Source organism: Streptomyces sp. NPDC020807, assembly GCF_040641575.1.
Taxonomy (GTDB): domain Bacteria; phylum Actinomycetota; class Actinomycetes; order Streptomycetales; family Streptomycetaceae; genus Streptomyces.
On sequence record NZ_JBFADU010000006.1, the window covers coordinates 239,520 to 260,483 of the forward strand.

Here is a 20,964-nt window from a genome sequence, read left to right on the forward strand (position 1 = left end):
ACATTCCACTAAGGTAGGTTGAGTGTCATGAGCAATCTTGATCGCCAGGCCGCGATGACGGTGTGCGGCGGCCGGGGCTTCGTCGTCGCCGAGCCGGTACGGGAGCTTCTCAGCCCGCGGAAGGTCCGCCTCGGGGAGTCGACGGAGGTCCGCCGACTGCTCCCGAACCTGGGTCGGAGGATGGTCGGCGCCTGGGCCTTCGTCGACCACTACGGCCCCGACGACATCGCGGACGAGCCGGGCATGCAGGTCCCGCCCCACCCCCACATGGGCCTCCAGACGGTGAGCTGGCTCCATGAGGGCGAGGTCCTGCACCGCGACTCGACCGGCAGCCTCGAGACGATCCGCCCGCGCGAGCTGGGCCTCATGACCTCGGGCCGGGCGATCTCCCACTCGGAGGAGAGCCCCCGGCAGCACGCCCGCTTCCTCCACGGCGCCCAGCTCTGGGTCGCGCTTCCGGACGAGCACCGGCACGTGGAGCCCCACTTCCAGCACCACGCCGACCTCCCGCAGGTCACGGCTCCGGGCCTGACGGCCACGGTGATCCTCGGCAGCCTCGACGGCGCCGCGTCGCCCGGCACGACGTACACCCCGATCGTCGGCGCCGACCTCGCCCTCGCGGCGGGCACCGAGACGAGCCTCCCGCTGGAACCGGACTTCGAGTACGCGGTCCTGTCGATGTCCGGCGAGGCCCACGTCGACGGCGTCCCGGTCCTCCCCGGCTCCATGCTCTACCTCGGCTGCGGCCGCACCGAACTCCCCCTCCGCGCACTCTCCGACGCGGGCCTGATGCTCCTCGGCGGCGAGCCCTTCGAGGAGGAGCTGGTCATGTGGTGGAACTTCATCGGCCGCTCGAACGAGGAGATCGCTCAGGCCCGTTCGGACTGGATGGGCGGCGGCCGCTTCGGCGAGGTGAAGGGCTACGACGGCGCTCCGCTTCCGGCCCCCGAACTGCCCCCGGTTCCGCTGAAGCCGCGCGGCCGGGTGCGCTGACGTGGGGTGAGCCGCTGGTGCCGCCGGGCTTCCTCCAGGCGTGTCCGGGCGTGACGGTAAGCGCCGGGGGACCGGCCTGGGCCCACGGGGAAGTCCTTGGCGCGGCCGTCACACTCACGCGGCCGGCCCCCTTCCGCGCTCTGACGGAAGGGGGCCGGGGAAGCGGTGGTACGGCTGGTGGTGACTACTCGGGCACGATGGTGTGCGCGGAGACGTGCTGGGCGCCGCCGGTGACGTTCGCGGCGGCGGTCAGGCCGAGCGCGAGCAGGGACAGCGCGCCGAGCGCGAGGGCGAACGTGCGGATCATGGTGGTCCCCTGGTGTTACGGGCGGTTGGTGATGGTGCCGGCCTGGACGCTGGTGTCGGAGGCCGACGGCAGCGTGACGGCGCCGGCCGCGAACCCGAAGGCCGCCACCGCCGCGGCGACGACGCACAGGAAACGGGTCTTGACGCTCATGGTTCCCCTGCCTTACGGGTGGTTGTGGACGGTTCCGGCCGTGACGGCGGTGTCGGAGTCCGACGGGAGTGCGGTGGCGCCGAGGGCCAGGCCGAAAGCGGCCACGGCCGTCGCGAGGAGCGCGGCGACGCGGGTCTTGATGCTCATCGGGGCTCCTGCGCTCACGGCATGTTGACGACGTTGCCGGCCTGGACCGTGAACTGCGGGCCCTGCTCCCCGAACGAGGACGCCGTGCCGAGCGTCAGGAAGGCGGCGGCGAACGCCGTGGCGACGACCGCGACGATGCGCTTCTGCAGAGTGGTCATGGTGGTTCTCTCCCCCAGGTGTCGGCTCCGGGCCGACAGCCTTTGATCAATCGATGATCGAATTCGATCATCCTGGCATACATCCGGTCGCATGGCAGAGGGTTTTCGGCGTTCTCGGCCGCAGTCGGAGCAGAGGGGTCGTCAGGGGGTCGTCAGGGGGGGGCGAATATCGTGCGGTGGCCGCCGGTCACGGCGTGGACCCCGCCCGCCGGCGGTGACGTCCGACCGGGCCGTGGCCCGGATCGCGGGCCACCAGCCGGCCGGCGCTCAACTCGCGTCACCGGTACGGCTGGTGGCGGCATCGCCAGGCGACGTCTCGCCGCAGCCGGGGCCCAACGGCCTTCGCGTGTCGACCGCCCGGCGCGGGCGGCCTACAACCAGCCGCGGCGCGCCGCCTTGAGCCCCGCCTCGAACCGGCTCGTGGCGTTGAGCCGTTCCATCAGCCCGGCCATCTGGCGACGCACGGTCCGGACCGAGATGCCCAGCCGCTTCCCCGCGCCTTCGTCCGTCAGCCCCGAGGCGAGCAGCCGCAGCAGCTCGCGGTCGCTGCTGCTGATGCCGTCCTCGGACGGCTGCCGGTGGTCGGCGCCGAGCGGTACAGCCGTCTCCCAGGTCTGCTCGAACAGGGACAGGAGCGAGGCGACGATCCCGGGCGACGAGGTGCACAGCGCCCCGAGCTTCGAGTTCTCGGGGTCGATCGGCACGAGCGCGGTCCGGCGGTCGAAGACCACCATGCGCGGCGGCAGCACGGGACTCGTACGGACCAGGCCGCCCAGCTCCGTCGTCCACTGGGCGTACGCCAGCGTCGGCCCGTCGTTGCGGGCGCTGTCCTGGTACACCGCCCGGATGTGCACACCGCGCCGCAGCGCCGCCTCGTCGAGCGGGCGCGACGCGTCCAGGCTGCGCTGCGACTGGGCGCCGCCCGGCATGATCGACATCAGCTCGTCGGAGAGGTCGCGCGTGAGGGCCTCCAGCCGGGACTGGATCGCGTCGAGGCCGACGAGCCGTTCGGCCTGCTCCGTCTCCGTGTTGGGCCGCAGGTGGGCGTAGGCCGCGACCGCCCTCGCCACCGCGGCCTTGCTGCGCGCGAGCTCCTCCTGCCGACGGGCCAGCTCCTCCTCCTGCCGCCGGATCATCACCTCGAGGCCCACGTCGGGCGAGACCGCCCGCAGGCCCTTCCCGGAGTCCTGCGACGGCGCCAGCAGGTCGAGGGCGACCAGCTGGTCGAGGGCGTCCCTGACGCGGGCCTCCGTCATGCCCAGACGCGCGGCCAGCTCCTCCACTCCACCCGCCGAGGTCACCAGCATCTCCTGGTAGACGGACTCCTCGTCGATGCCTAGTCCCAGTGCTTCGAGCACCTCAATCCCCCCTGCTTGCCATATGGCTGACGGGCCGAAAATACCTGATGACGGGCGGATGAAGACCAGTCGGAAGGGGTGCGGTGGCAGCAAGCTGCCTGACAGCTTGGCGACAGTCGGCGTCCCTTCCGGGGGCTGTCGACGGGCGGCAGAGTGGTGATCACGAGGACGGCGGCGGCAAAACCCGCCCCACCGCCCCGTCGGACAGGAAACCTTTCGTCATCCGGTCCGCGCAGTTCCCCTCCGTACCGCTCCGCCCCGTCGACCGAAGGAATGTCATGTCGCGCGTCTCCGCACTTCTCGCTGCCGCCGGCCTCGCCGCCCTGCTCTCCACCGGAGCCGCCGTCACCACGGTGCAGGCCGCCGATGTCCCCGGTGCGATCGGCTGGGACTCGGTCCAGGACGGTGACGGTTCGGGGGCGATCAGCTGGGACTCGGTCCAGGCCGCCGATGTCCCCGGTGCGATCAGCTGGGACTCGGTCCAGGCCGCCGATGTCCCCGGTGCGATCAGCTGGGACTCGGTCCAGGACGGCGACGGCTCGGGTGCGATCAGCTGGGACTCGGTGGAGCTGTCCGCAGCCACCGCCCAGCAGAACGCCATCGGCTGGGACTGACCCGCCGTGCGTCTCGTCCTGGCCTCCCTCACGGCACCGTCGGGAGACCCCCCTCGCCAGGAGACCCTCGCCGTCCTCACCGATCTCCTCTGGGCCCACGCCGTACCCGCCGACGGGCTGGAGCACGTGAAGGCCCGTTACACCCACGACGGCCTCGACCTCTACCTCTTCGTGCGCGCCCCCACCGACGACGTCGCCCTGCCGCGCATGCGCCGCCTTCTCGACCGGGTGTCCCACGCCATCGCGGCGCAGGGCTACGTGCTCACCGGCGCCCGCTGAACCTCCCGGGGCCCTCGGCCCCGACCGCCCGCCCGTCTCCCGGGCCAGGCCCTTCCACTTCCCCGCGCGTCCCTGCTCAGGGCACCGCCATGTCACCGTCAGGAGTACTTCCGTGTCCCGTGCCGTCCTGCCCCGTCCGATCCGCGTCGGCCTCGCCTCCTTCGTGGCCGCCGCCGCCCTCTCGGGCCTCGCCGCGACCCCCGTCCACGCCTCCGAGCTCACCGAGATGGCGACGCTTGCCAAGAGCCAGACGGGCAACGGCCCCTGCGCCAACGGCGGTTACCACAACGACCTGAACCAGAGGAACAGCTGCAACGGCAGCGGCGGCGCCGCCCACGCCTGGTGTGCCGATTTCGTCGGCTGGGTCTGGTCGAAGTACAACGTGATGGGCCAGGCCGTGCTCACCGACGCCGCCTCCAGTTTCTGGACCTACGGCAAGAAGTACGGGACCCTCCACACCAGCCCCACCTACACGCCCAGCGTCGGTGACGCCGTCGTGTACGAGTACGCCAACGGCTGGGCCCAGCACGTGGCCATGGTGACCGGCGTCGCGGACGGCAAGGTCACCATCACCGGCGGAAACGAGAGCAACAGCGTCAGGACGAACACGTCGTCCAACTGGCACGTGGGCCAGGCGCCGTTCGGCAGCCAGCGCATCAGCGGGTACATCTCGCCGAAGATGCAGCAGGCCACCCCGCCGCGGGTCGCGCTCAGCGGCGCCACCGGCACGGTCTCGGGCGTCGCCAACCTGACGGCCTCCACCACCGCCGGAACCTACGGCGTGGCCTCGGTCCAGTACTACGTCGACGGCGAGCCGGTCAGCGGAAAGCTCACCCAGGCCCCGTACTCCTTCGCCCTGGACTCCAGCCGCTTCCCCGACGGCAAGCACATCGTGGCCGCCGAGGTCACCGACACGAACGGCAACACCGGCGCCTCCCGCGCCCAGATCATCACCTCCAACGGCGAGGCCACCTCCACCTTCCACGCCGACTTCAACGGCGACGGCAAGGCCGACGTCGGCGTCCTGTACGACTACGGCAGGCAGACGGACGGCTCGTACGAGACCGGCCTGTGGACGTACCTGAGCAACGGCGCCGGCTTCAACCAGCCCGTGAAGGTCTGGGACTCCTCGAGCTTCGGCTCCTGGAACTGGGACCGCTCGAAGGTCACCACCGGTGACTTCAACGGCGACGGAAAGTCCGACATCGGCGTCCTGTACAACAACGGCCAGCAGACGGACGGCACCAACAAGACCGCCCTGTGGACCTTCACCTCCACCGGCACCGGCTTCGCCGACCCCGTCCTCAAGTGGGACAACGTCTCCGCCGGCACCGGCTCGTGGAACTGGAACCGGTCGAAGGTCACCACCGGTGACTTCAACGCGGACGGCAAGGACGACGTCGGCGTCCTGTACAACAACGGCCAGCAGACGGACGGCACCAACGTGACCGCCCTGTGGACGCTCACCTCCACCGGCACGGGCTTCACCAACCCGTCGAAGAAGTGGGACAACGTCTCCACGGGCACCGGCTCCTGGAACTGGGACCGCTCCAAGATGGTCTCCGGCGACTTCACCGGCGACGGGAAGGCCGACGTCGGCATCCTGTACGACAACGGCCAGCAGACGGACGGCACCAACGTGACCGCCCTGTGGACCCTCGCCTCCACCGGCACGGACTTCACCAACCCGTCGAAGAAGTGGGACAACGTCTCCACGGGCACCGGCTCCTGGAACTGGGACCGCTCCAAGGTCACCACCGGTGACTTCAACGGCGACGGCAAGGCCGACGTCGGCGTCCTCTACGACAACGGCCAGACCGAGGACAGCCGCAACCTGTCGGCGCTGTGGACCTTCACCTCCACGGGCAGCGACTTCACCAACCCGTCCAAGAAGTGGGACTCGGGCACCGGTAGCTGGAACTCCGACGCCAGCAAGCTGACCGCCGGTGACTTCGACGGCGACGGCAAGACCGACATCGGTGTCCTGTACGGCTACGGCGTCCAGGACGACGGCACCAACCGCACGGGCCTGTGGAAGTTCACCAGTACCGGCACCGACTTCGCCAACCCGGCCATGAGCTGGGACAGCGCCGGCCAGACCAGCTGGAACTGGAAGGCCAGCAAGCTCGGCTGACGCCCCCGCGGGGCCCGGCCGGCCGGACACCCTCCGGCCGGCCGGGCCCCGTCACCCCGCCTGACGCCGTCCCCTCGTCCCAGGAGCCCCGACACACCATGTCCCGCCGCCCCCGCACGCTCACCACCGCCACCGCGCTCGCCGTCACGGCCGGCCTCGCCGGCACCCTCCTCTCCGCCGGAACGGCCTCCGCGGCCTCCGTCGAGACCTGGGACAAGGTCGCCCAGTGCGAGAGCGGCGGCGACTGGACCGCCGTCAGCACGAACGGCCTCTACTTCGGCGGCCTGCAGTTCTCGGCCTCCACCTGGAACGGGTTCGGCGGTACCGCCTACGCCGCCCGCGCCGACCTCGCCACCAAGAAGGAACAGATCCTCGTCGCCGAGAAGGTCCTCAAGGCGCAGGGCGAGGGTGCGTGGCCGCACTGCGGCCCGCTCGCGAACCTCGGCTCCGACCACGCGGTCCCCTACCCCGACCCCGTACCGCCGGTCTCGAAGGTGACCGGCCTCGCCTCCGGCTCGGTGGCCACCGGCACGATCACCCTCACGGCCTCCGTGACCGACGCCGTCGGCACCCCGACGCAGGCGACGTTCTACGTCGACGGCCGGGCCGTCGGCACGGACACCGGCTCGGGCCCCGCCTACTCCGTCTCCCTCGACACGACGACGCTCACCGACGGCGCGCACACGGTCACGGTGCGGGCCGTCAACGACGCCGGACAGACCGGCCCGCTGTCGGACGGGGTCTCCTTCCTCACCGCGAACCGGGCCACCACCGCCCGGACCACCGGTGACTTCAACGGCGACGGCAAGGACGACGTGGCCGTCCTGTACGACAACGGCCAGGGGACGGACGGCCTCTACCGGACGGCCGTCTGGACCTTCACGTCCACCGGGACCGGCTTCGGCCCGCCCGTGAAGAAGTGGGACAACGTCTCCACCGCCTTCGGCTCGTGGAACTGGGACCGATCCAAGGTCACCGCCGGTGACTTCAACGGCGACGGCAAGGACGACCTCGGCGTCCTCTACGACAACGGCCAGCAGACGGACGGCACCCACAGGACCGCCCTGTGGACCTTCACCAGCACGGGCACCGACTTCGCCGACCCGGTCAAGCGGTGGGACAGCACCGCCGCGGCCGGCTCCTGGAGCTGGGACCGCTCCAAGGTGACCTCCGGCGACTTCACCGGTGACGGGAAGGACGACGTCGGCATCCTGTACGACAACGGGCGCGACACGGACGGCACCTACCGGACGGCCCTGTGGTCCCTCACCTCGACCGGCAGCGGCTTCACCGCGGCCAGGAAGTGGGACAACGTCTCGGCGGGCACCGGCTCGTGGAACTGGGACCGCTCCAAGCTCCTCGCCGGCGACTTCGACGGCGACGGGAAGAGCGACGTCGGCGTTCTCTACAACAACGGCCGGCAGACGGACGGCAGCAACGCGACCGCCCTGTGGACGCTGACCTCCACCGGCGCCGGCTTCGCCAACCCCTCGAAGAAGTGGGACAACGTCTCCACCGCCTTCGGCTCGTGGAACTGGGACCGATCCAAGGTCACCGCCGCCGACTTCAACGGCGACGGCAAGGCCGACGTCGGCATCCTCTACGACAACGGCCAAGCGGAGGACGGCCGCAACAAGTCGGCGCTGTGGACCCTCACCTCCACGGGCTCCGACTTCACCAACCCGTCGAGGAAGTGGGACTCGGGCACCGGCAGCTGGAACGCCGAGGCCAGCAAGCTGACCGCCGGCGACTTCAACGGCGACGGCAAGGCCGACGTCGGCGTCCTCTACCACTACGGCCGCCAGACCGACGGCACCAACCGCACCGGTCTGTGGACCTTCACCTCCACCGGCGCCGGCTTCGCCAACCCGGCCATGACCTGGGACAGCGTGAGCTCCGGCAGCTGGAACTGGATATCCAGCGACCTCGCCTGAGCCGCCTCCCCAAGGCCCGCCCCGCGCCTCGCGCCCACCGGAAGCCGCCCGCACCACCATCCGCCCTGCGCCCACCGGAACCCGCCCGCACCACCATCCGCCCCGCGCCCACCGGAACCCGCCCACACCACCACCCGCCCACAGGACCCGTAGGACACACGATGAGACTCACCCGCATCCCGACCGTGCTCCTCGCCGGTGGCATGACCCTCCTGGGTCTGGCCGCCCCGGGGGCCCAGGCCGCCACCACGACGGCCGTGACCTCCCCCATGACCGTCGTGTCGTGGAACATCTGCGGCGAGGCCGGCGGCAGCAGAGGCTCCGAAGGCTTCTGCCCCTCCCGGCTGACGACGGCCGACAACGAGGCCAAGGTCCAGGAGATCGTCGCGCTGCTCCAGGAGCAGCGAGCCGACGCGATCGTGATGCAGGAGGTGTGCGGCGCCCCGGACGGCGTCCCGGCGGTCGTCGACGGCGTCACGCAGGCGGAGGGGTACCACCAGCGGCGCCTGAAGGAGATCCTCGGCCCGTCGGGCTGGAGCTTCGACTTCGCCCCCGTCCGGCGCTGGGACGACGACTCGGCGAACTCCGCCACCTACGGCAGCCCCTGCCGCGGCGTCCTCAAGGGCGGCAGGCTCGGCAACCTGATCGCGGTCAAGGGCGGGATCAGTGCGCGGGGCCACGTGAACGCGGTGCCGAAGTCGGCGTCCGTCAGTGACTACCGTTCGCTGCCCGTACAGTGCGTCGCCGTGACCGGCAAGTCCACGGCCGTCTGCAACACCCACATCATCCCCGGCTCCACCGATCCCCGGATCGCGCAGCAGATCACGAACGTGAAGAACTTCGTGGACGACTTCACCGCCCAGCACGCCCTGGGGCGGAGCGCGGTCGGCGGCGACTTCAACCGCGAGGCGGACAATGCGCTGATGGCGCCGCTGACAGGGGCGTACGAGCACTGCGTCACCGGCACCACCCACCACGGCTGGACGGGCACGAGCCACACCTGGCACGAGTTCGACCACGTCTTCGTGAGCGCACCGGGGACCAGCCGGGCCATCGCCTCCTGCGACATCGACGAGGACCGCATGGACACGACCGCGAACGTCGAGGGCGTGACGCCCAACGGCTTCTCGGACCACGCCCCCGTCGTCGTCCGGGCCGGGGACCAGCCCGCCCCCGTCCACGTCCCCGGTGACCTGCGCGGCTCCGGCGGCACACCGGACCTGGTCGCCGTCGACACCGCGGGCGCCCTGTACGTCTATCCGGGCGACGGCCGCGGCGGGGTCACCTCGCGCCACCAGCTCGGCAACGGCGGCTGGCTCGGCGCCTCGGTCAGCCACCGGGGCGACTGGACCGGCGACGGCTTCGAGGACCTCGTCGCCCGGATCGGCACCCAGCTGCGCGTGTACCCGGGCGGCATGGACGGTCGGCTGAGGCCCCCGGTCGCCCTGGGATCGGTGGCGGCCGACGCACAGGTGGTCAGCGTCGGCGACATGACCGGCGACGGTCGTACGGACCTGGTCGTCGCGGCGGAGAACAAGCTGTGGCTGTACGAGAACAACCTGGCGGCGACCGGAGCCCCCGCGGTGAAGGGCGCCCGTGAGATCGGCAGCGGCGGCTGGGACCCGATGACCCTCGCCGCCCCCGGCGACGTCACCGGCGACGGCCTCCCCGACCTCCTCGCGCGGGACACCCGGGACGGCGTCCTGTACCTCTACCGCGGCCGTGCCGACGGCACGTTCGGCAGCCGCACCACCTACGGCACCAACTACACGACCGCCAACCGCCCGCTGATCGCCGGCGGCGCCGACGCCGACCGCGACGGCACCGCCGACATGTGGACGACCACCGCGGACGGCACCGGCACCCTGCGGTTCTACGAGGGCGGAACGTCCGGTACGACCCCGGTCGACGGCCCGAGCACCGTGGTGGGTGCCAGCGGCTGGAACACCATCACCACCATGAGCTGACCCGGAGACTCCGCCTCCACGGTCTCCTCGTCCTGCCGGACCCCCGGTCCCCGCCCTGATTCGCACTCAGGGCGTGGGGCCGGGGGTCCGTTCTTTTCCGTGCCGGAGGCGCCGTGGAATCGCGGGGCGTCCTCCCCGCCTCGCCCTGTGCGTCGCCGGAGTGCCGAACATCAGGCCAACCTGCGCCATTTCCCCGAATTCCTGTTATCCGGCAGGGGGGTAAATCGCCGCAGACGCGATCCGTCGAGAAGCGTTGACGGGCCCCGGTGCCAAATCTATCTTCTGGTCGAACTGCCGCACGGCGTTCGCGATTTCGAACAGTCAGGCCTTCAACCCGCCTACCCGAGGACGTGAGAAGTCACCATGCGCAGACGCCGACTCCAGCGCGGAACCCCCGTCCTGGCGCTCCCCACCGTCCTCGCGACCCTGGTCTCGCTGGCCGTGGTCCTCGTCGCCGGGCCGGCCGAGGCGGCCACCAGCGGAGCCCTGCGCGGTGTCGCTTCCGGCCGGTGCCTCGACGTGCCGGGCGCCGACCGGACCGAGGGCACGAGCCTGCAGGTCTGGGACTGCCACGGCGGGGCCAACCAGCGGTGGACCCTCACGGACGACAACCGGCTGACCGTGTACGGCGACAAGTGCCTGGACGTGCCGGGCCACGCCACCACGGCCGGGACGCGCCCGGTGATCTGGAGCTGCAACGGCGGTACGAACCAGCAGTGGCGGGTCACCGCCGACGGCACGGTCGTAGCCGTGGAGTCCGGACTGTGTCTGGACGTCTCGGGTGCCGGCACGGCCAACGGCACGGCGGTGCAGCTGTGGGCGTGCAACGGCGGCGGCAACCAGAAGTGGACCGGCCTGTCCGCGCCGGGCACCACGTGCTCCCTGCCGTCGACGTACCGCTGGAGCTCCACCGGTCCGCTGGCGGAGCCGGCGAACGGATGGGTCGCGCTGAAGGACTTCACCACCGTTCCGTACAACGGCCGGAACCTCGTCTACGCGACCACGTCCGACGGTTCGTCGTGGGGCACGATGGCGTTCCGTCCCTTCACGGACTGGTCGGACATGGCGACGGCCACCCAGACCGCGATGGGCCCGGGACTGGCGGTGGCGCCCAAGCTGTTCTACTTCGCGCCCAAGGACATCTGGGTGCTGGCCTCGAACGGCTGGGGCACCGCCTGGCCCTTCTCCTACCGGACGTCCAGCGACCCCGCCAACCCCCAGGGCTGGTCCGCACCGCAGCCCTTGTTCACCGGCAGCCTCCCCGAGGGCGGCCCGATCGACCCGACGCTGATCGGCGACGACCAGAACATGTACCTGTTCTTCGGCGACGACAACGGAAAGATCTACAAGTCGACCCTGCCGATCGGGAACTTCCCGGGCAGCTTCGGCTCGTCGTACACGACCGTCATGAGCGACACGGCGAAGAACCTGTTCGAGGCGCCGGAGGTCTACAAGGTCCAGGGCCGGAACCAGTACCTCATGATCGTCGAGGCCCGCGGCGTGAACGAGCACCGCTTCTTCCGATCGTTCACCGCGTCCAGCCTGAACGGCCCGTGGACGGTCCAGGCCGGCAGCGAGAGCAGCCCCTTCGCGGGCAAGGCCAACAGCGGCGCCACCTGGACCAACGACATCAGCCACGGCGACCTGATCCGCGTCAACGCCGACCAGACCATGACCGTCGACCCCTGCGACCTGCGCTTCCTCTACCAGGGTCACGACCCCGACACGCCGCAGGGCACCCCGTACCAGCGGCTGCCGTACCGCCCTGGCGTGCTCACCCTGCAGCGCTGATCCGACGCGCCCCCTCCACGGCCCGTCGCCTCCGCCCCTCCGGTCCGCACGGCGGCCCCGCCGTGCGGACCCGAAAGGAACCCCATGACGTCCCCGCCCCGACGATTGACCCGCCTCCTCGCGGCCGCCGCGCTGACGCTCACGGCCTGTCTCACCGCCTCCGCCCCCACGACCGCCCAGGCCGCGCCCGGCAGCCCCGCGCTCACCCCGCCGATGGGCTGGAACAGCTGGAACAGCTTCGGATGCGGGATCACCGAGGCACAGGTCCGCCAGGCCGCCGACACGATGGTGACCTCCGGCATGAAGGACGCGGGCTACCAGTACGTCGTCGTCGACGACTGCTGGTTCGACCCGCAGCGCGACGGAGCGGGCAACCTCCGGGCCAACCCGACCACCTTCCCGAGCGGCATGAAGGCGCTCGGGGACTACATCCACGCCAAGGGCCTGAAGTTCGGCATCTACCAGGCGCCGGGCGAGCGCACCTGCGCCCAGGGCGTGGGCACCTACCCCGGCTCCACCGGCAGCAAGGGCCACGAGACCCAGGACGCCGCCGCCTTCGCCTCCTGGGGCGTGGACTACCTGAAGTACGACTGGTGCTCCGGCAGCGGCACCCTCGCCGAACAGGTCGAACGGTTCACGGTCATGCGCGACGCCCTGCGCGCCACCGGCCGCCCGATCGTCTACAGCATCAACCCCAACAGCTTCCACGCCCCCACCGGGGCCACCTACGACTGGGGCCGGGTCGCCGACCTGTGGCGGACGACCGAGGACCTGCTCGACATCTGGCAGAACACCAACACCAACAGCTACCCGATGGGCGTCGGCAACGTCCTCGACATCACCGCCCCGCTGGCCGCGCAGTCGGGCCCGGGACACTGGAACGACCCCGACATGCTCGTCGTCGGCCGTCCCGGACTGTCCCTGACCGAGTCCCGCACCCACTTCGCCCTCTGGGCGCTGCTCGGCGCCCCGCTCATGGCGGGCAACGACATCCGCACCATGTCCGCCGACGTGAGCGCCGTCCTGCGCAACCCCCGCCTCGTGGCGGTGAACCAGGACCCGCTGGGAGCGGGCGGACGCAGGGTGCGCGACGACGGCGGAACCGAGGTGTTCGCCAAGCCCCTGTCCGACGGCTCGGTCGCCGTGGGCCTGCTCAACAGGGGAGCGAGCGCGACGACCGTCACCACGACGGCCGCGCAGGTCGGCCTCACCGGGCAGTCGTTCACCCTCACCGACCTGTGGACCGGCGGCACGACGAGCACCTCCGGTCAGATCGCCGCGAGCGTGCCCGCGCACGGTGCCGCCGTGTTCAGGGTGACCGGGGGCAGCCCGCAGGCCGCGACCACCGCACGCCTGCGCGGCACCGGATCGGGCCGCTGCCTGGACGTGGACCGCGCCTCCACCGCGGCCGGGGCACGGACGCTGGTCTGGGGATGCCACACCGCCGCCAACCAGCTCTGGACCACGTGGGCCGGCGGCGAGGTCCGCGTCTACGGCGACAAGTGCCTCGACGCCTCCGGGCAGGGCACCGCCAACGGCACGCCGGTCGTCATCTGGCCGTGCAACGGCCAGGACAACCAGAAGTGGACCGCGCGGGCCGACGGGTCGATCCGCAACGTCCACGCCGGTCTGTGCCTCGACGTGAACGAGGCCGGCACCGCCGACGGGACCCCCGTCGTCCTGTGGACCTGCAACGGCCAGAGCAACCAGAAGTGGACCACGCTCCCGTGACGCGCCACCGAGAAAAGGGGAACCCCGTGAGAAGGTCCTGGATCCGCCCCCTCGTCGTGCTCGCCGCCGCCGTGCTCGGAGTGGCGGCGACGGGGGCGGCCCCCGCCTCCGCCGCCTCCGACACGCCCCTGCGGGTCATGCCGCTGGGCGACTCGATCACCTGGGGCGTGGGAAGCAGCACGGGCGACGGCTACCGGGGGCCGTTGTGGGACCGGCTCGCCGCGGACGGCCACCCGCTGGACTTCGTGGGTACGGGCCGGGCCGGATCGATGTCCGACCCCGACAACGAGGGCCACTCCGGATACCTCATCGAGCAGGTCGCCGCACTCTCCGACGCCGCACTGACCCGCCACCGGCCCAACGTCGTGACGCTGCACATCGGCACCAACGACCTCAGCCGCTCCCACCAGGTGTCCACCGCCACCGCCCGGCTGAAGAGCCTGGTCGGCAGGATCACCGCCGCCGCACCCGACGCCACCGTCCTCGTGGCCTCCCTGGTGGTCTCCACCAGCGGGTCCGAGGAGCAGTACCGGGGCGCGTACAACCAGGCGATTCCCCAGATCGTGAGCGAGGCGCGGGCCGCGGGCAAGCGCGTCGCGTTCGTGGACATGAGCGGGGTGACCACGGTCGATCTGGGCGACGCCCTGCATCCCAACGACTCCGGCTACCGGAAGATGGCCGAGGCGTTCCACCACGGTGTCCGTGCCGCGGACGGCGCGGGGTGGCTGAGGAACCCCGCACCGGCCCCCGCGCGCGTGCGGTCCGGGATCTCCGGGAAGTGCCTGGACGTCAGCGGCGCGGGCACCGCCGACGGGACGGCGGTCCAGACGTGGGGCTGCGGCGACGGCGCCAACCAGTACTGGTCCGCGTACACCGACGGCAGCCTGCGCTCCCTGGGCAAGTGCCTCGACGCGGCGGGCTTCGGCACCGCCAACGGCACCAAGGTCCAGCTCTGGGCGTGCCACGGCGGCACCAACCAGGTCTGGCAGCCCTACGACGGCGGCTACCGCAACCCCGCCTCCGGCCGCTGCCTCGACATACCCGGTGCCTCCACCACCGACGGGGCGCGGCTCCAGCTCTGGGACTGCAACGGCGGCCCCCACCAGAAGTGGACCACCCTGGTCGCCGGATGACTCCGGGGTGACTCCGGATGACGTCCCGACGACCGACGGGTCCCGGGGGCGCGGGCGCGAGCCCGTGCCCCTCCGGACTCCCGGTGTAGCGGGAGTGAGCAGGGGGAATACTGTTCTCAACCAGCCTGGTCTGGTGGGAGACCCCGCGCTACCAACCGGTCACTTCGTGGCTGTCGGATGGTACGGGTGGTCTCGCTCGGCTATTCGCGGCCCGGTGCCGCGCGCTTGACGGCCCTCTTCCGCCCGTTCGTGGGAGCCGCGACCGCAATGGGCTCCTCAAAGAACGGCGGAAGACCATGTGTCCCGCCCTGACCGTGCGCGTCCGTACGCACACCGGCACCACCGTGCTGTCCCTCGACGGCGAACTCGACCTCGACACCCGCGCCGGCTTCGCCGAGGCCGTCGACGCCCTCCCGCCCCTGAGCGGGCACGTCGTGGTACTGGACCTGTCTCAGGTGGCCTTCATGGACTCCACCGGCATCAACCTCTTCCTGGCCCTGCGCGCACGGGCCCGGGCCGAGGGCGGCCGCCTCGAGTTCGTCGGCGTGCGCCGTCAGGCGCTCCAGGTGATGGACCTGACCGGCACGCGCCGTCTGTTCACCGTCCGCCCGAGTCGGAGCCCGGTCGCGTACCGCCCCTCCTCGTAGGCCGGGGACCAGCGGTCGGCGGCCGCGTCAGGGCTGTGCGGTGCCGGAACGACGCCGGTCGCTCGCCGTGCGGAGGTCCGCGGTGCGGCGGGCGACGGCGCTGACGCGCTCGGCGAGAGCGGCGGGCAGCGCGGGGCCCGTCGTGTGGGCGTTCGCCAGGGGTTCGAGGAGGCGGGCCGGGTCGTTGTCCGCTAGCGCCCGGCCGAGATCCCGCCGCAGGGCGGCGGGGAGGGCGTCGAGGGCGGTGATCTGTCCGGCGAGCTGCCGCAGGTCGGCCGCGTGGGCGCGGGCCCAGTCGGTGACGCTGCGGTCCGCGGCACGTCGGTCACGGGTGGCCTGGACGCGCTCTTCCCGGGTGGCGCCGGGGCGGCCGGGCCGTACCCGCAGGTAGCGGCGCTCGGCGGCCTGTCTGCTGGTGACGCCGAGCGGCGCGGCGAGCTCGGCCCAGCTGGCGCCGGCGTCGCGGGCCGCCTCGATGAGGCCCGGTTCCCAGTCGGAGAGCTGTTCCCGCAGCTCGCGCAGGAGCAGGAGCGCGGCGAGGGCCTCGTCGGGGGAGGTGCTCGGAGGCGTGTCGGGAGCGCTTGCGGACCGGGCCGCGCGGACGGTCTCGTCCATCGTCGCGAGCGCGACCAGCGCCGCCCGGAAGCTCACGGGATCGCCGCTTGCGGCCATGGGATCACGCTCTCCCTTGTGTCGTCGTTTGGATGACGCCTTAGTTGTCATCCATTCGATGACATGTTACAACGGTGTCAGGTGAAGCGCATTGGCTACCACTGCCTTAACCGTTGGAGGTGTTCCACGATGTTGATGCGCACTGACCCGTTCCGGGAACTCGACCGCCTCACCCAGCAGATGCTGGGCTCGACCGGTACGTGGTCCCGCCCCGCCGCCGTCCCGATGGACGCCTACCGCGAGGGCGACGACTACGTGATCATGATGGATCTGCCCGGTGTCTCCCCCGACGCGATCGACATCGACGTCGAGCGGAACATGCTGACGGTCAAGGCCGAGCGTCGGCCGGTCCACAAGGCCGACGACGTCCAGATGGAGCTGTCCGAGCGGCCCCTCGGCGTCTTCTCCCGCCAGCTGATGCTGGCCGACACCCTGGACACCGAGAGGATCACCGCGGACTGCACGGCAGGGGTGCTCACCCTGCGGATCCCGATCGCCGAGCGCGCGAAGCCCCGCAAGATCGCCATCGGCGGAGGCGGCGACCGCAGAGAGCTCAGCGGCTGAGCCCCGGGCGGGGGAGGGGCGACGACCTCGCCGTCTCCTGGCCCCTTCCCCCGCCCTTCCCCTCCCTTCACCCGCATCCCCCGGACGAACACGAAGGGGTCGCGATGAGACTGCCCTGGCAGACCTTCCTCGACCGCGTGCGGGAACGTGGTGACTACGGCACGCCGCACGAGGCCGAACGGGCGGCACGCGTCGTGCTGGCCCTGCTCGGCGCCCATCTGGTCGGTGACGTGCGGGCCGCGCTCGCCGCTCGCCTGCCGGAGACCTTCGCCCTGGTGCTGCTGAACCCGCTCCAGGCCGCCGAACCCCTCTCCCCGGAGCGTTTCGTGCGGGCGACGGCCGCCTGGATCGACGGAGCCACCGAGCGGACGGCGGCCTGGGACGTCGGCGCCGTCCTCAGCGTCGCCGCCGACGCGGCCGGCGAGGAACTCACCGCCCGGATCCTGCTGCAACTCCCGCCCGGATACGACCTGCTCTTCGGCCGGCCCCACCCTCCTCGGTGAGCCCGGTCCTCCTCCACGTACCCGTACCGGTACCCGTACCCGCCCGCTCGCCCGGCCGGCCGTGACGACCGGCCGGGCGCCGAGAGAACGGCCACCCACACCACCATGACCCTCCAGACCGTCACCCATACCAGCACCGACAGCAGTGCCACCACCGCCGGCGCCGAGACCCGGAACCCGGCCGACCCGACGGGGGGTGCGTACGTCCAACTCCTCGAGCGCGTCCGGTACGAGGGCGCCTACCCGACGCGTGAGCGCGCCGAAGAGGCGGTCCGGTCCGTACTCGCGGCGCTGGGGCGGCAGCTCGTGGGCGACGAGCGCGTCGAGCTCGCCGCACGCCTGCCGTTCGAAGCCGCGCTGACCCTCACCGCCCAGGTCCCCGCCATCGAACCCCTCACGGGCTGGGAATTCGTCAAGGACCTCGCCCGCCGCACCGGCAGCACCCCGGCCCGCACCCGCTGGGACGTCGGCGCGGTCCTCATCCCGGTCGCCCGACTGGCCGGCAGTGATCTGACCGACCGCGTCATCGGGCAACTGCCCGGCGGCTACGCCCTCCTCTTCGGAAAGGCCCAACTGGCCCCGGCCGCGACGACGTGAGCGTGGTCGACGGGTTGGCCGTTCGCCGGGTCAACGGCGCTGCCACCAGGGTTCAGTGAGTGCCCGTCAGGAAATCGCCGCGAGCCGCCGTGCCTCCGCCAGTGCCTCGTCGACCGCCGCCGGGATGTCCGTCACCGGGAAGCGCGCGTGTCGCACCACGCGGTGGCGGTCCACCACGAGCACGGCCCGCTTCAGCCGGAGCAGCTGACCGGCGCGGAAGGTGGGCAGCCGGAGAGCGGCGGCGAGGCGCAGGTCGACGTCCGACAGGAGGGTGAAGGGGAGCCCCTCCTCGACCGCGAACACCCGCTGTTCGTCGGGGCGTTGGGTGCTGACGCCGCGTACCTCCGCGCCCGCCGCCCGGAAGTCCTCGTACGCGTCCCGGAACAGCCGGTTCTCCAGGGTGCAGCCGACGGTGCCGGGGATGCCCGCCCAGCCCTCCGGCAGGGGGCTGGGCGAGCCGGTCGCCGGGTAGCAGAACAGGACGGTGGTCGCCGCGTCGCCGGTCACCGGGTCCACCGGCTCGCCGTCCCGGTGGCCCGGCAGTTCCAGGCGCGGCAGCCGCTCGCCGGTCAGGCCCGCGACGCGCCGCGCCTCCGCGCTCGCCTCGTCGGCGGTGCCGCTGAGCGAGCCGTCGCCGAATACCCAGCGGTCCGCCCAGTCCTGCATGGACAGCAGGACCGGCAGGAGCCCCCGGCCGCTCTCCGTCAGCCGGTACTCGTGCCGAACGGGCCTCTCCTGGTACGGGACCTTCTCCAGGACCCCCGTCTCCACCAGGTGCGCCAGGCGCTCGGTGAGCACCTTCCGCGAGATGCCCAGTTCCTCCTGGAGCGCGTCGAACCGATGGTGCCCGCGCGCGGTCTCCCGGACCAGGAGCAGGCTCCACCAGTCGCCGACGACCGCGGCGGCCTGCGCGATCGCGCAGGCGGCGTCCCGTTCGGGCACCGACTTCATCACGGCGTCTCCACTCCTCCAGGCCGCCACTCCTCGGGACCATCTTGCGTCATGAGGTGAGTTCCCGATAGAAACTCACCTGGAACCAGTGAGTTCCCAAAAGAGACTAACTCTGCAGACCCAGGGGGTGGGCGCCGTATGGGCGGGACGCGCGTGGTTCCGGAGCACGACCGGACGAGCGACGGGAAGGAGACCTCGCCGCCGGGCGTCTTCTGGCGCTACTGGGCCGCCGCCACCGTCAGCGGCACGGGCACCGCCGTCAGCGCCCTCGCCCTGCCCCTCGTCGCCCTCACCGTCCTCGACGCCTCCGCCTTCGAGGTCGCCCTGCTCGCCGCCGCCGGACAGGTCTCCTGGCTGCTGCTCAGCCTCCCCGCCGGCGTCGTCGCGCAGCGCGTACCGCTGCGCAGGCTCCAGGTCACGCTCGACCTCGTACGGTTCGCGGCGCTCGGGTCGCTGCCGCTCGCCTGGTGGCTGGGCACGCTCACCTACCCCCACCTGCTCTGCGCGGCGCTGGTCACCGGCGCGGCGACGGTGCTGTTCGACATCGGGAACTCGACCTTCCTGCCCGCCGTCGTCCCCGCCCGGCAGCTCGCCGCCCGCAACAGCGTCATGTCCGGCACGCACGCCGTGACCGACACCGGAGGTCCCTCCCTCGGCGGCGTCCTGATCGGCGCGACCGGCCCGGTCGGCGCGCTCGTCGTCGACGCCCTCAGCTACCTGACCTCCGCCGCGCTCCTGCGCACCCTCCCCGAGAGCCGCCCCGTGCCCCGCACCGGCGAGAGCGCGCTCCGCCTCATGCGTGAGGGCTGGCGGTACGTCACCGGGCACCCGGTCATGCGCCCCTGCATGATCTGGGCGACCGCCGCCAACTTCCTCAACGCGGCCCTCCTCGCCCTCACCCCCCTCTACCTGGTCCGCGAGGCCGGCCTCGACGCCGTACAGCTCGGTCTCGTCCTCGCCATGGACGGGGTCGGCGCGCTCGCGGGCGCCGCCGTCGCGGTCCGGGTGACGACCCGCCTCGGCACCGCCCGGGGCATCATCGCGGCAGACCTGGCGGGCGGGGCGCTGCTGCTGCTCGCCCCGCTGACCACGTCGGCGGGGGACGCGTACTGGTTCGCCCTGGGCAACGCGGGCTTCGCCTTCGGCACCGTCATCGGCTCGATCACCACCCGCACCTACCGGCAGACCCAGTCGCCCCCGGAGCTGCTGTCCCGCGTGATGGCCACGGTCCGCTTCGTCTCCTGGGGCGCCCTGCCCCTCGGCGCGCTGACCGCGGGCCTCCTCGCCACCTGGACCGGCGCCCACACCGCCCTCTGGGCCGTCTGCGCCGCGGCCTTCGTTCCCCCGCTCTACCTCTTCTCCACCGGCGTGGGCCGCCGGCGCGACCTCGCCTGACGGCGTCAGGAAAGCCGCTGCGCCTGGTTCGCGGCGGCCGACCTGGCGGCCTGGTCGAGCGCCTTCCAGTGGGCCGCGCGGGCCTCCTCGTCGATCGGCTTCTCGTGCTCCGGGCGCATGCCCGTGCGGCCGTCGAGGTTCTCGCGGAGGATGTCGGCGTGCCCGGAGTGACGGAGGGTCTCGCCGAGGACGTGGACCAGGACGCCGAACAGGTTCGTGTCGGCATGCGGCTGCGGCCACCACGGCACGTGGCCCGGCGCGTCGAGCGGGAGCGCGGCGATCGTCGCGTCCGCGTGCTGCCACGTACGCCGGTAGAGGTCGACTATCTGCTCGCGGCTCTCGTCCTCGCCCGCCCACAGGTCGCTGCCGTCTGCCTCCTGCCACGGGGACAGCGGTTCGGGCGACGGGCGGTCGAAGACCTCGCCGAAGTACCGTGCCTCGACGTTCGCGAGGTGCTTGACCAGACCGAGCAGGTTGGTCCCGGTCGGCGTCAACGGGCGGCGGACGTCGTACGCGGACAGGCCGTCGATCTTCCAGAGCAGCGCCTCGCGGTCGCGTCGCAGCCGTCCGTGCAGGGTGTCCTTCGCGAATGCGTCGATCATGTGACGTGAGCCTGCCACGGCGTCGGCCCCATGTCACCCGTGGGGCAGCAGCAGGCGCGCCGGGCTCCCGTCCGTCCAGTCGGGGCCGGGCGCGGCCGGCGCGTCGTCGACCGCGGCGCCGCGCAGGAAGGCGGAGTCGTGTCCCGCGGTGATCCGGCAGCCGTCCCCGGACCACGTGACCGGCACGAGACGGGTGCGGCCCGCGAGGGCGGTGGCCTCGCCGTGCACGGGTACGCGGGGGAGCGCGGGGATCGGGCGGCCGGCGGATAGTCGCGTGCCCGGGCGGGCACTCTCTCTCCCAACCCCCTTACGCTCCGGCAGGTTTGCGCCTAGCCTC

23 protein-coding genes are annotated in these 20,964 nt (G+C 72.0%); 14 read left to right on the top strand and 9 right to left on the bottom strand.

From position 1 onward, the window contains the following. Nucleotides 1-27: 27 nt before the first annotated feature. Nucleotides 28-993, top strand: coding sequence for a pirin family protein (locus tag AB0G79_RS13220; RefSeq protein WP_360804909.1), 966 nt, complete (start codon nucleotides 28-30; stop codon nucleotides 991-993). Nucleotides 994-1,177: 184 nt separating this feature from the next. Here the strand turns inward: AB0G79_RS13220 and AB0G79_RS13225 are convergent, their stop codons facing one another. The 5 genes from AB0G79_RS13225 to AB0G79_RS13245 form a co-directional block, all read right to left on the bottom strand. After that, nucleotides 1,178-1,300, bottom strand: coding sequence for a hypothetical protein (locus tag AB0G79_RS13225; RefSeq protein WP_360804912.1), 123 nt, complete (start codon nucleotides 1,298-1,300; stop codon nucleotides 1,178-1,180). A gap of 15 nt (nucleotides 1,301-1,315) precedes the next feature. Continuing rightward, a complete protein-coding gene (locus AB0G79_RS13230; RefSeq protein WP_360804915.1) occupies nucleotides 1,316-1,450 on the bottom strand; it encodes a hypothetical protein in 135 nt (44 codons plus the stop codon). Between the two features lie 12 nt (nucleotides 1,451-1,462). Then, nucleotides 1,463-1,597: a hypothetical protein gene (locus AB0G79_RS13235; protein ID WP_360804918.1), complete on the bottom strand. Its 135-nt coding sequence runs from the start codon at nucleotides 1,595-1,597 to the stop codon at nucleotides 1,463-1,465. Between the two features lie 14 nt (nucleotides 1,598-1,611). Next, the gene (locus AB0G79_RS13240) at nucleotides 1,612-1,755 is read right to left on the bottom strand and encodes a hypothetical protein (protein WP_360804921.1); all 144 of its coding nucleotides are present in this window, start codon (nucleotides 1,753-1,755) and stop codon (nucleotides 1,612-1,614) included. A 371-nt stretch (nucleotides 1,756-2,126) separates the two neighbouring features. Then, nucleotides 2,127-3,113 carry a LuxR C-terminal-related transcriptional regulator gene (locus tag AB0G79_RS13245; RefSeq protein WP_360804923.1) on the bottom strand — a complete coding sequence of 329 codons (987 nt, stop codon included), beginning with the start codon at nucleotides 3,111-3,113 and terminating at the stop codon, nucleotides 2,127-2,129. A gap of 278 nt (nucleotides 3,114-3,391) precedes the next feature. On the opposite strand from AB0G79_RS13245, the gene AB0G79_RS13250 reads away from it, so the two are divergent. From AB0G79_RS13250 to AB0G79_RS13290, 9 genes are all read left to right on the top strand, one after another. Further along, nucleotides 3,392-3,727 (top strand): hypothetical protein, encoded by a 336-nt coding sequence (locus AB0G79_RS13250; protein ID WP_360804925.1) that lies wholly within the window; start codon nucleotides 3,392-3,394, stop codon nucleotides 3,725-3,727. 6 nt (nucleotides 3,728-3,733) lie between these two features. Beyond that, nucleotides 3,734-4,006 carry a hypothetical protein gene (locus tag AB0G79_RS13255; RefSeq protein ID WP_360804928.1) on the top strand — a complete coding sequence of 91 codons (273 nt, stop codon included), beginning with the start codon at nucleotides 3,734-3,736 and terminating at the stop codon, nucleotides 4,004-4,006. A 112-nt stretch (nucleotides 4,007-4,118) separates the two neighbouring features. Beyond that, a complete protein-coding gene (locus AB0G79_RS13260; RefSeq protein WP_360804931.1) occupies nucleotides 4,119-6,140 on the top strand; it encodes an FG-GAP-like repeat-containing protein in 2,022 nt (673 codons plus the stop codon). Between the two features lie 98 nt (nucleotides 6,141-6,238). Beyond that, nucleotides 6,239-8,074 (top strand): transglycosylase family protein, encoded by a 1,836-nt coding sequence (locus tag AB0G79_RS13265; protein ID WP_360804934.1) that lies wholly within the window; start codon nucleotides 6,239-6,241, stop codon nucleotides 8,072-8,074. Nucleotides 8,075-8,235: 161 nt separating this feature from the next. Further along, nucleotides 8,236-10,041 carry an FG-GAP-like repeat-containing protein gene (locus AB0G79_RS13270; RefSeq protein ID WP_360804937.1) on the top strand — a complete coding sequence of 602 codons (1,806 nt, stop codon included), beginning with the start codon at nucleotides 8,236-8,238 and terminating at the stop codon, nucleotides 10,039-10,041. A 363-nt stretch (nucleotides 10,042-10,404) separates the two neighbouring features. Next, a complete protein-coding gene (locus tag AB0G79_RS13275; protein WP_360804940.1) occupies nucleotides 10,405-11,832 on the top strand; it encodes a non-reducing end alpha-L-arabinofuranosidase family hydrolase in 1,428 nt (475 codons plus the stop codon). 84 nt (nucleotides 11,833-11,916) lie between these two features. Next, on the top strand, nucleotides 11,917-13,563 hold the full coding sequence (locus AB0G79_RS13280; protein WP_360804943.1) for a ricin-type beta-trefoil lectin domain protein: 1,647 nt from the start codon (nucleotides 11,917-11,919) through the stop codon (nucleotides 13,561-13,563). 26 nt (nucleotides 13,564-13,589) lie between these two features. Beyond that, on the top strand, nucleotides 13,590-14,696 hold the full coding sequence (locus AB0G79_RS13285) for a ricin-type beta-trefoil lectin domain protein (protein ID WP_360804946.1): 1,107 nt from the start codon (nucleotides 13,590-13,592) through the stop codon (nucleotides 14,694-14,696). 296 nt (nucleotides 14,697-14,992) lie between these two features. Then, nucleotides 14,993-15,343, top strand: coding sequence for an STAS domain-containing protein (locus AB0G79_RS13290; protein ID WP_360804949.1), 351 nt, complete (start codon nucleotides 14,993-14,995; stop codon nucleotides 15,341-15,343). A 27-nt stretch (nucleotides 15,344-15,370) separates the two neighbouring features. Here the strand turns inward: AB0G79_RS13290 and AB0G79_RS13295 are convergent, their stop codons facing one another. Further along, on the bottom strand, nucleotides 15,371-16,015 hold the full coding sequence (locus AB0G79_RS13295) for a type III effector protein (protein ID WP_360804952.1): 645 nt from the start codon (nucleotides 16,013-16,015) through the stop codon (nucleotides 15,371-15,373). Between the two features lie 129 nt (nucleotides 16,016-16,144). On the opposite strand from AB0G79_RS13295, the gene AB0G79_RS13300 reads away from it, so the two are divergent. The 3 genes from AB0G79_RS13300 (at nucleotide 16,145) to AB0G79_RS13310 (ending at nucleotide 17,679) form a co-directional block, all read left to right on the top strand. Continuing rightward, nucleotides 16,145-16,579, top strand: coding sequence for an Hsp20/alpha crystallin family protein (locus AB0G79_RS13300; RefSeq protein ID WP_360804955.1), 435 nt, complete (start codon nucleotides 16,145-16,147; stop codon nucleotides 16,577-16,579). 104 nt (nucleotides 16,580-16,683) lie between these two features. Continuing rightward, the gene (locus AB0G79_RS13305) at nucleotides 16,684-17,082 is read left to right on the top strand and encodes a DUF2267 domain-containing protein (protein ID WP_360804958.1); all 399 of its coding nucleotides are present in this window, start codon (nucleotides 16,684-16,686) and stop codon (nucleotides 17,080-17,082) included. A 105-nt stretch (nucleotides 17,083-17,187) separates the two neighbouring features. After that, a complete protein-coding gene (locus AB0G79_RS13310; RefSeq protein WP_360804961.1) occupies nucleotides 17,188-17,679 on the top strand; it encodes a DUF2267 domain-containing protein in 492 nt (163 codons plus the stop codon). Between the two features lie 66 nt (nucleotides 17,680-17,745). On the opposite strand, the gene AB0G79_RS13315 is transcribed toward AB0G79_RS13310, so the two are convergent. Continuing rightward, nucleotides 17,746-18,630 carry a winged helix-turn-helix transcriptional regulator gene (locus AB0G79_RS13315; RefSeq protein WP_360805181.1) on the bottom strand — a complete coding sequence of 295 codons (885 nt, stop codon included), beginning with the start codon at nucleotides 18,628-18,630 and terminating at the stop codon, nucleotides 17,746-17,748. A 138-nt stretch (nucleotides 18,631-18,768) separates the two neighbouring features. On the opposite strand from AB0G79_RS13315, the gene AB0G79_RS13320 reads away from it, so the two are divergent. Next, the gene (locus AB0G79_RS13320) at nucleotides 18,769-20,025 is read left to right on the top strand and encodes an MFS transporter (protein WP_360804964.1); all 1,257 of its coding nucleotides are present in this window, start codon (nucleotides 18,769-18,771) and stop codon (nucleotides 20,023-20,025) included. A 5-nt stretch (nucleotides 20,026-20,030) separates the two neighbouring features. Here AB0G79_RS13320 and AB0G79_RS13325 read toward each other — a convergent pair whose 3' ends face one another. Together AB0G79_RS13325 and AB0G79_RS13330 are read right to left on the bottom strand one after the other, a co-directional pair. Next, the gene (locus AB0G79_RS13325) at nucleotides 20,031-20,627 is read right to left on the bottom strand and encodes a DinB family protein (RefSeq protein ID WP_360804966.1); all 597 of its coding nucleotides are present in this window, start codon (nucleotides 20,625-20,627) and stop codon (nucleotides 20,031-20,033) included. Nucleotides 20,628-20,660: 33 nt separating this feature from the next. Then, nucleotides 20,661-20,855 (bottom strand): hypothetical protein, encoded by a 195-nt coding sequence (locus AB0G79_RS13330; protein ID WP_360804969.1) that lies wholly within the window; start codon nucleotides 20,853-20,855, stop codon nucleotides 20,661-20,663. Nucleotides 20,856-20,964: the final 109 nt, after the last annotated feature.

Coding starts and splice junctions, on each gene's coding strand:
- AB0G79_RS13220 (WP_360804909.1), top strand. CDS start 28: ATGAGCAATCTTGATCGCCAGGCCGCGATGACGGTGTGCGGCGGCCGG.
- AB0G79_RS13225 (WP_360804912.1), bottom strand. CDS start 1,300: ATGATCCGCACGTTCGCCCTCGCGCTCGGCGCGCTGTCCCTGCTCGCG.
- AB0G79_RS13230 (WP_360804915.1), bottom strand. CDS start 1,450: ATGAGCGTCAAGACCCGTTTCCTGTGCGTCGTCGCCGCGGCGGTGGCG.
- AB0G79_RS13235 (WP_360804918.1), bottom strand. CDS start 1,597: ATGAGCATCAAGACCCGCGTCGCCGCGCTCCTCGCGACGGCCGTGGCC.
- AB0G79_RS13240 (WP_360804921.1), bottom strand. CDS start 1,755: ATGACCACTCTGCAGAAGCGCATCGTCGCGGTCGTCGCCACGGCGTTC.
- AB0G79_RS13250 (WP_360804925.1), top strand. CDS start 3,392: ATGTCGCGCGTCTCCGCACTTCTCGCTGCCGCCGGCCTCGCCGCCCTG.
- AB0G79_RS13265 (WP_360804934.1), top strand. CDS start 6,239: ATGTCCCGCCGCCCCCGCACGCTCACCACCGCCACCGCGCTCGCCGTC.
- AB0G79_RS13270 (WP_360804937.1), top strand. CDS start 8,236: ATGAGACTCACCCGCATCCCGACCGTGCTCCTCGCCGGTGGCATGACC.
- AB0G79_RS13275 (WP_360804940.1), top strand. CDS start 10,405: ATGCGCAGACGCCGACTCCAGCGCGGAACCCCCGTCCTGGCGCTCCCC.
- AB0G79_RS13280 (WP_360804943.1), top strand. CDS start 11,917: ATGACGTCCCCGCCCCGACGATTGACCCGCCTCCTCGCGGCCGCCGCG.
- AB0G79_RS13290 (WP_360804949.1), top strand. CDS start 14,993: ATGTGTCCCGCCCTGACCGTGCGCGTCCGTACGCACACCGGCACCACC.
- AB0G79_RS13295 (WP_360804952.1), bottom strand. CDS start 16,015: ATGGCCGCAAGCGGCGATCCCGTGAGCTTCCGGGCGGCGCTGGTCGCG.
- AB0G79_RS13300 (WP_360804955.1), top strand. CDS start 16,145: ATGTTGATGCGCACTGACCCGTTCCGGGAACTCGACCGCCTCACCCAG.
- AB0G79_RS13305 (WP_360804958.1), top strand. CDS start 16,684: ATGAGACTGCCCTGGCAGACCTTCCTCGACCGCGTGCGGGAACGTGGT.
- AB0G79_RS13310 (WP_360804961.1), top strand. CDS start 17,188: ATGACCCTCCAGACCGTCACCCATACCAGCACCGACAGCAGTGCCACC.
- AB0G79_RS13315 (WP_360805181.1), bottom strand. CDS start 18,630: ATGAAGTCGGTGCCCGAACGGGACGCCGCCTGCGCGATCGCGCAGGCC.
- AB0G79_RS13320 (WP_360804964.1), top strand. CDS start 18,769: ATGGGCGGGACGCGCGTGGTTCCGGAGCACGACCGGACGAGCGACGGG.
- AB0G79_RS13325 (WP_360804966.1), bottom strand. CDS start 20,627: ATGATCGACGCATTCGCGAAGGACACCCTGCACGGACGGCTGCGACGC.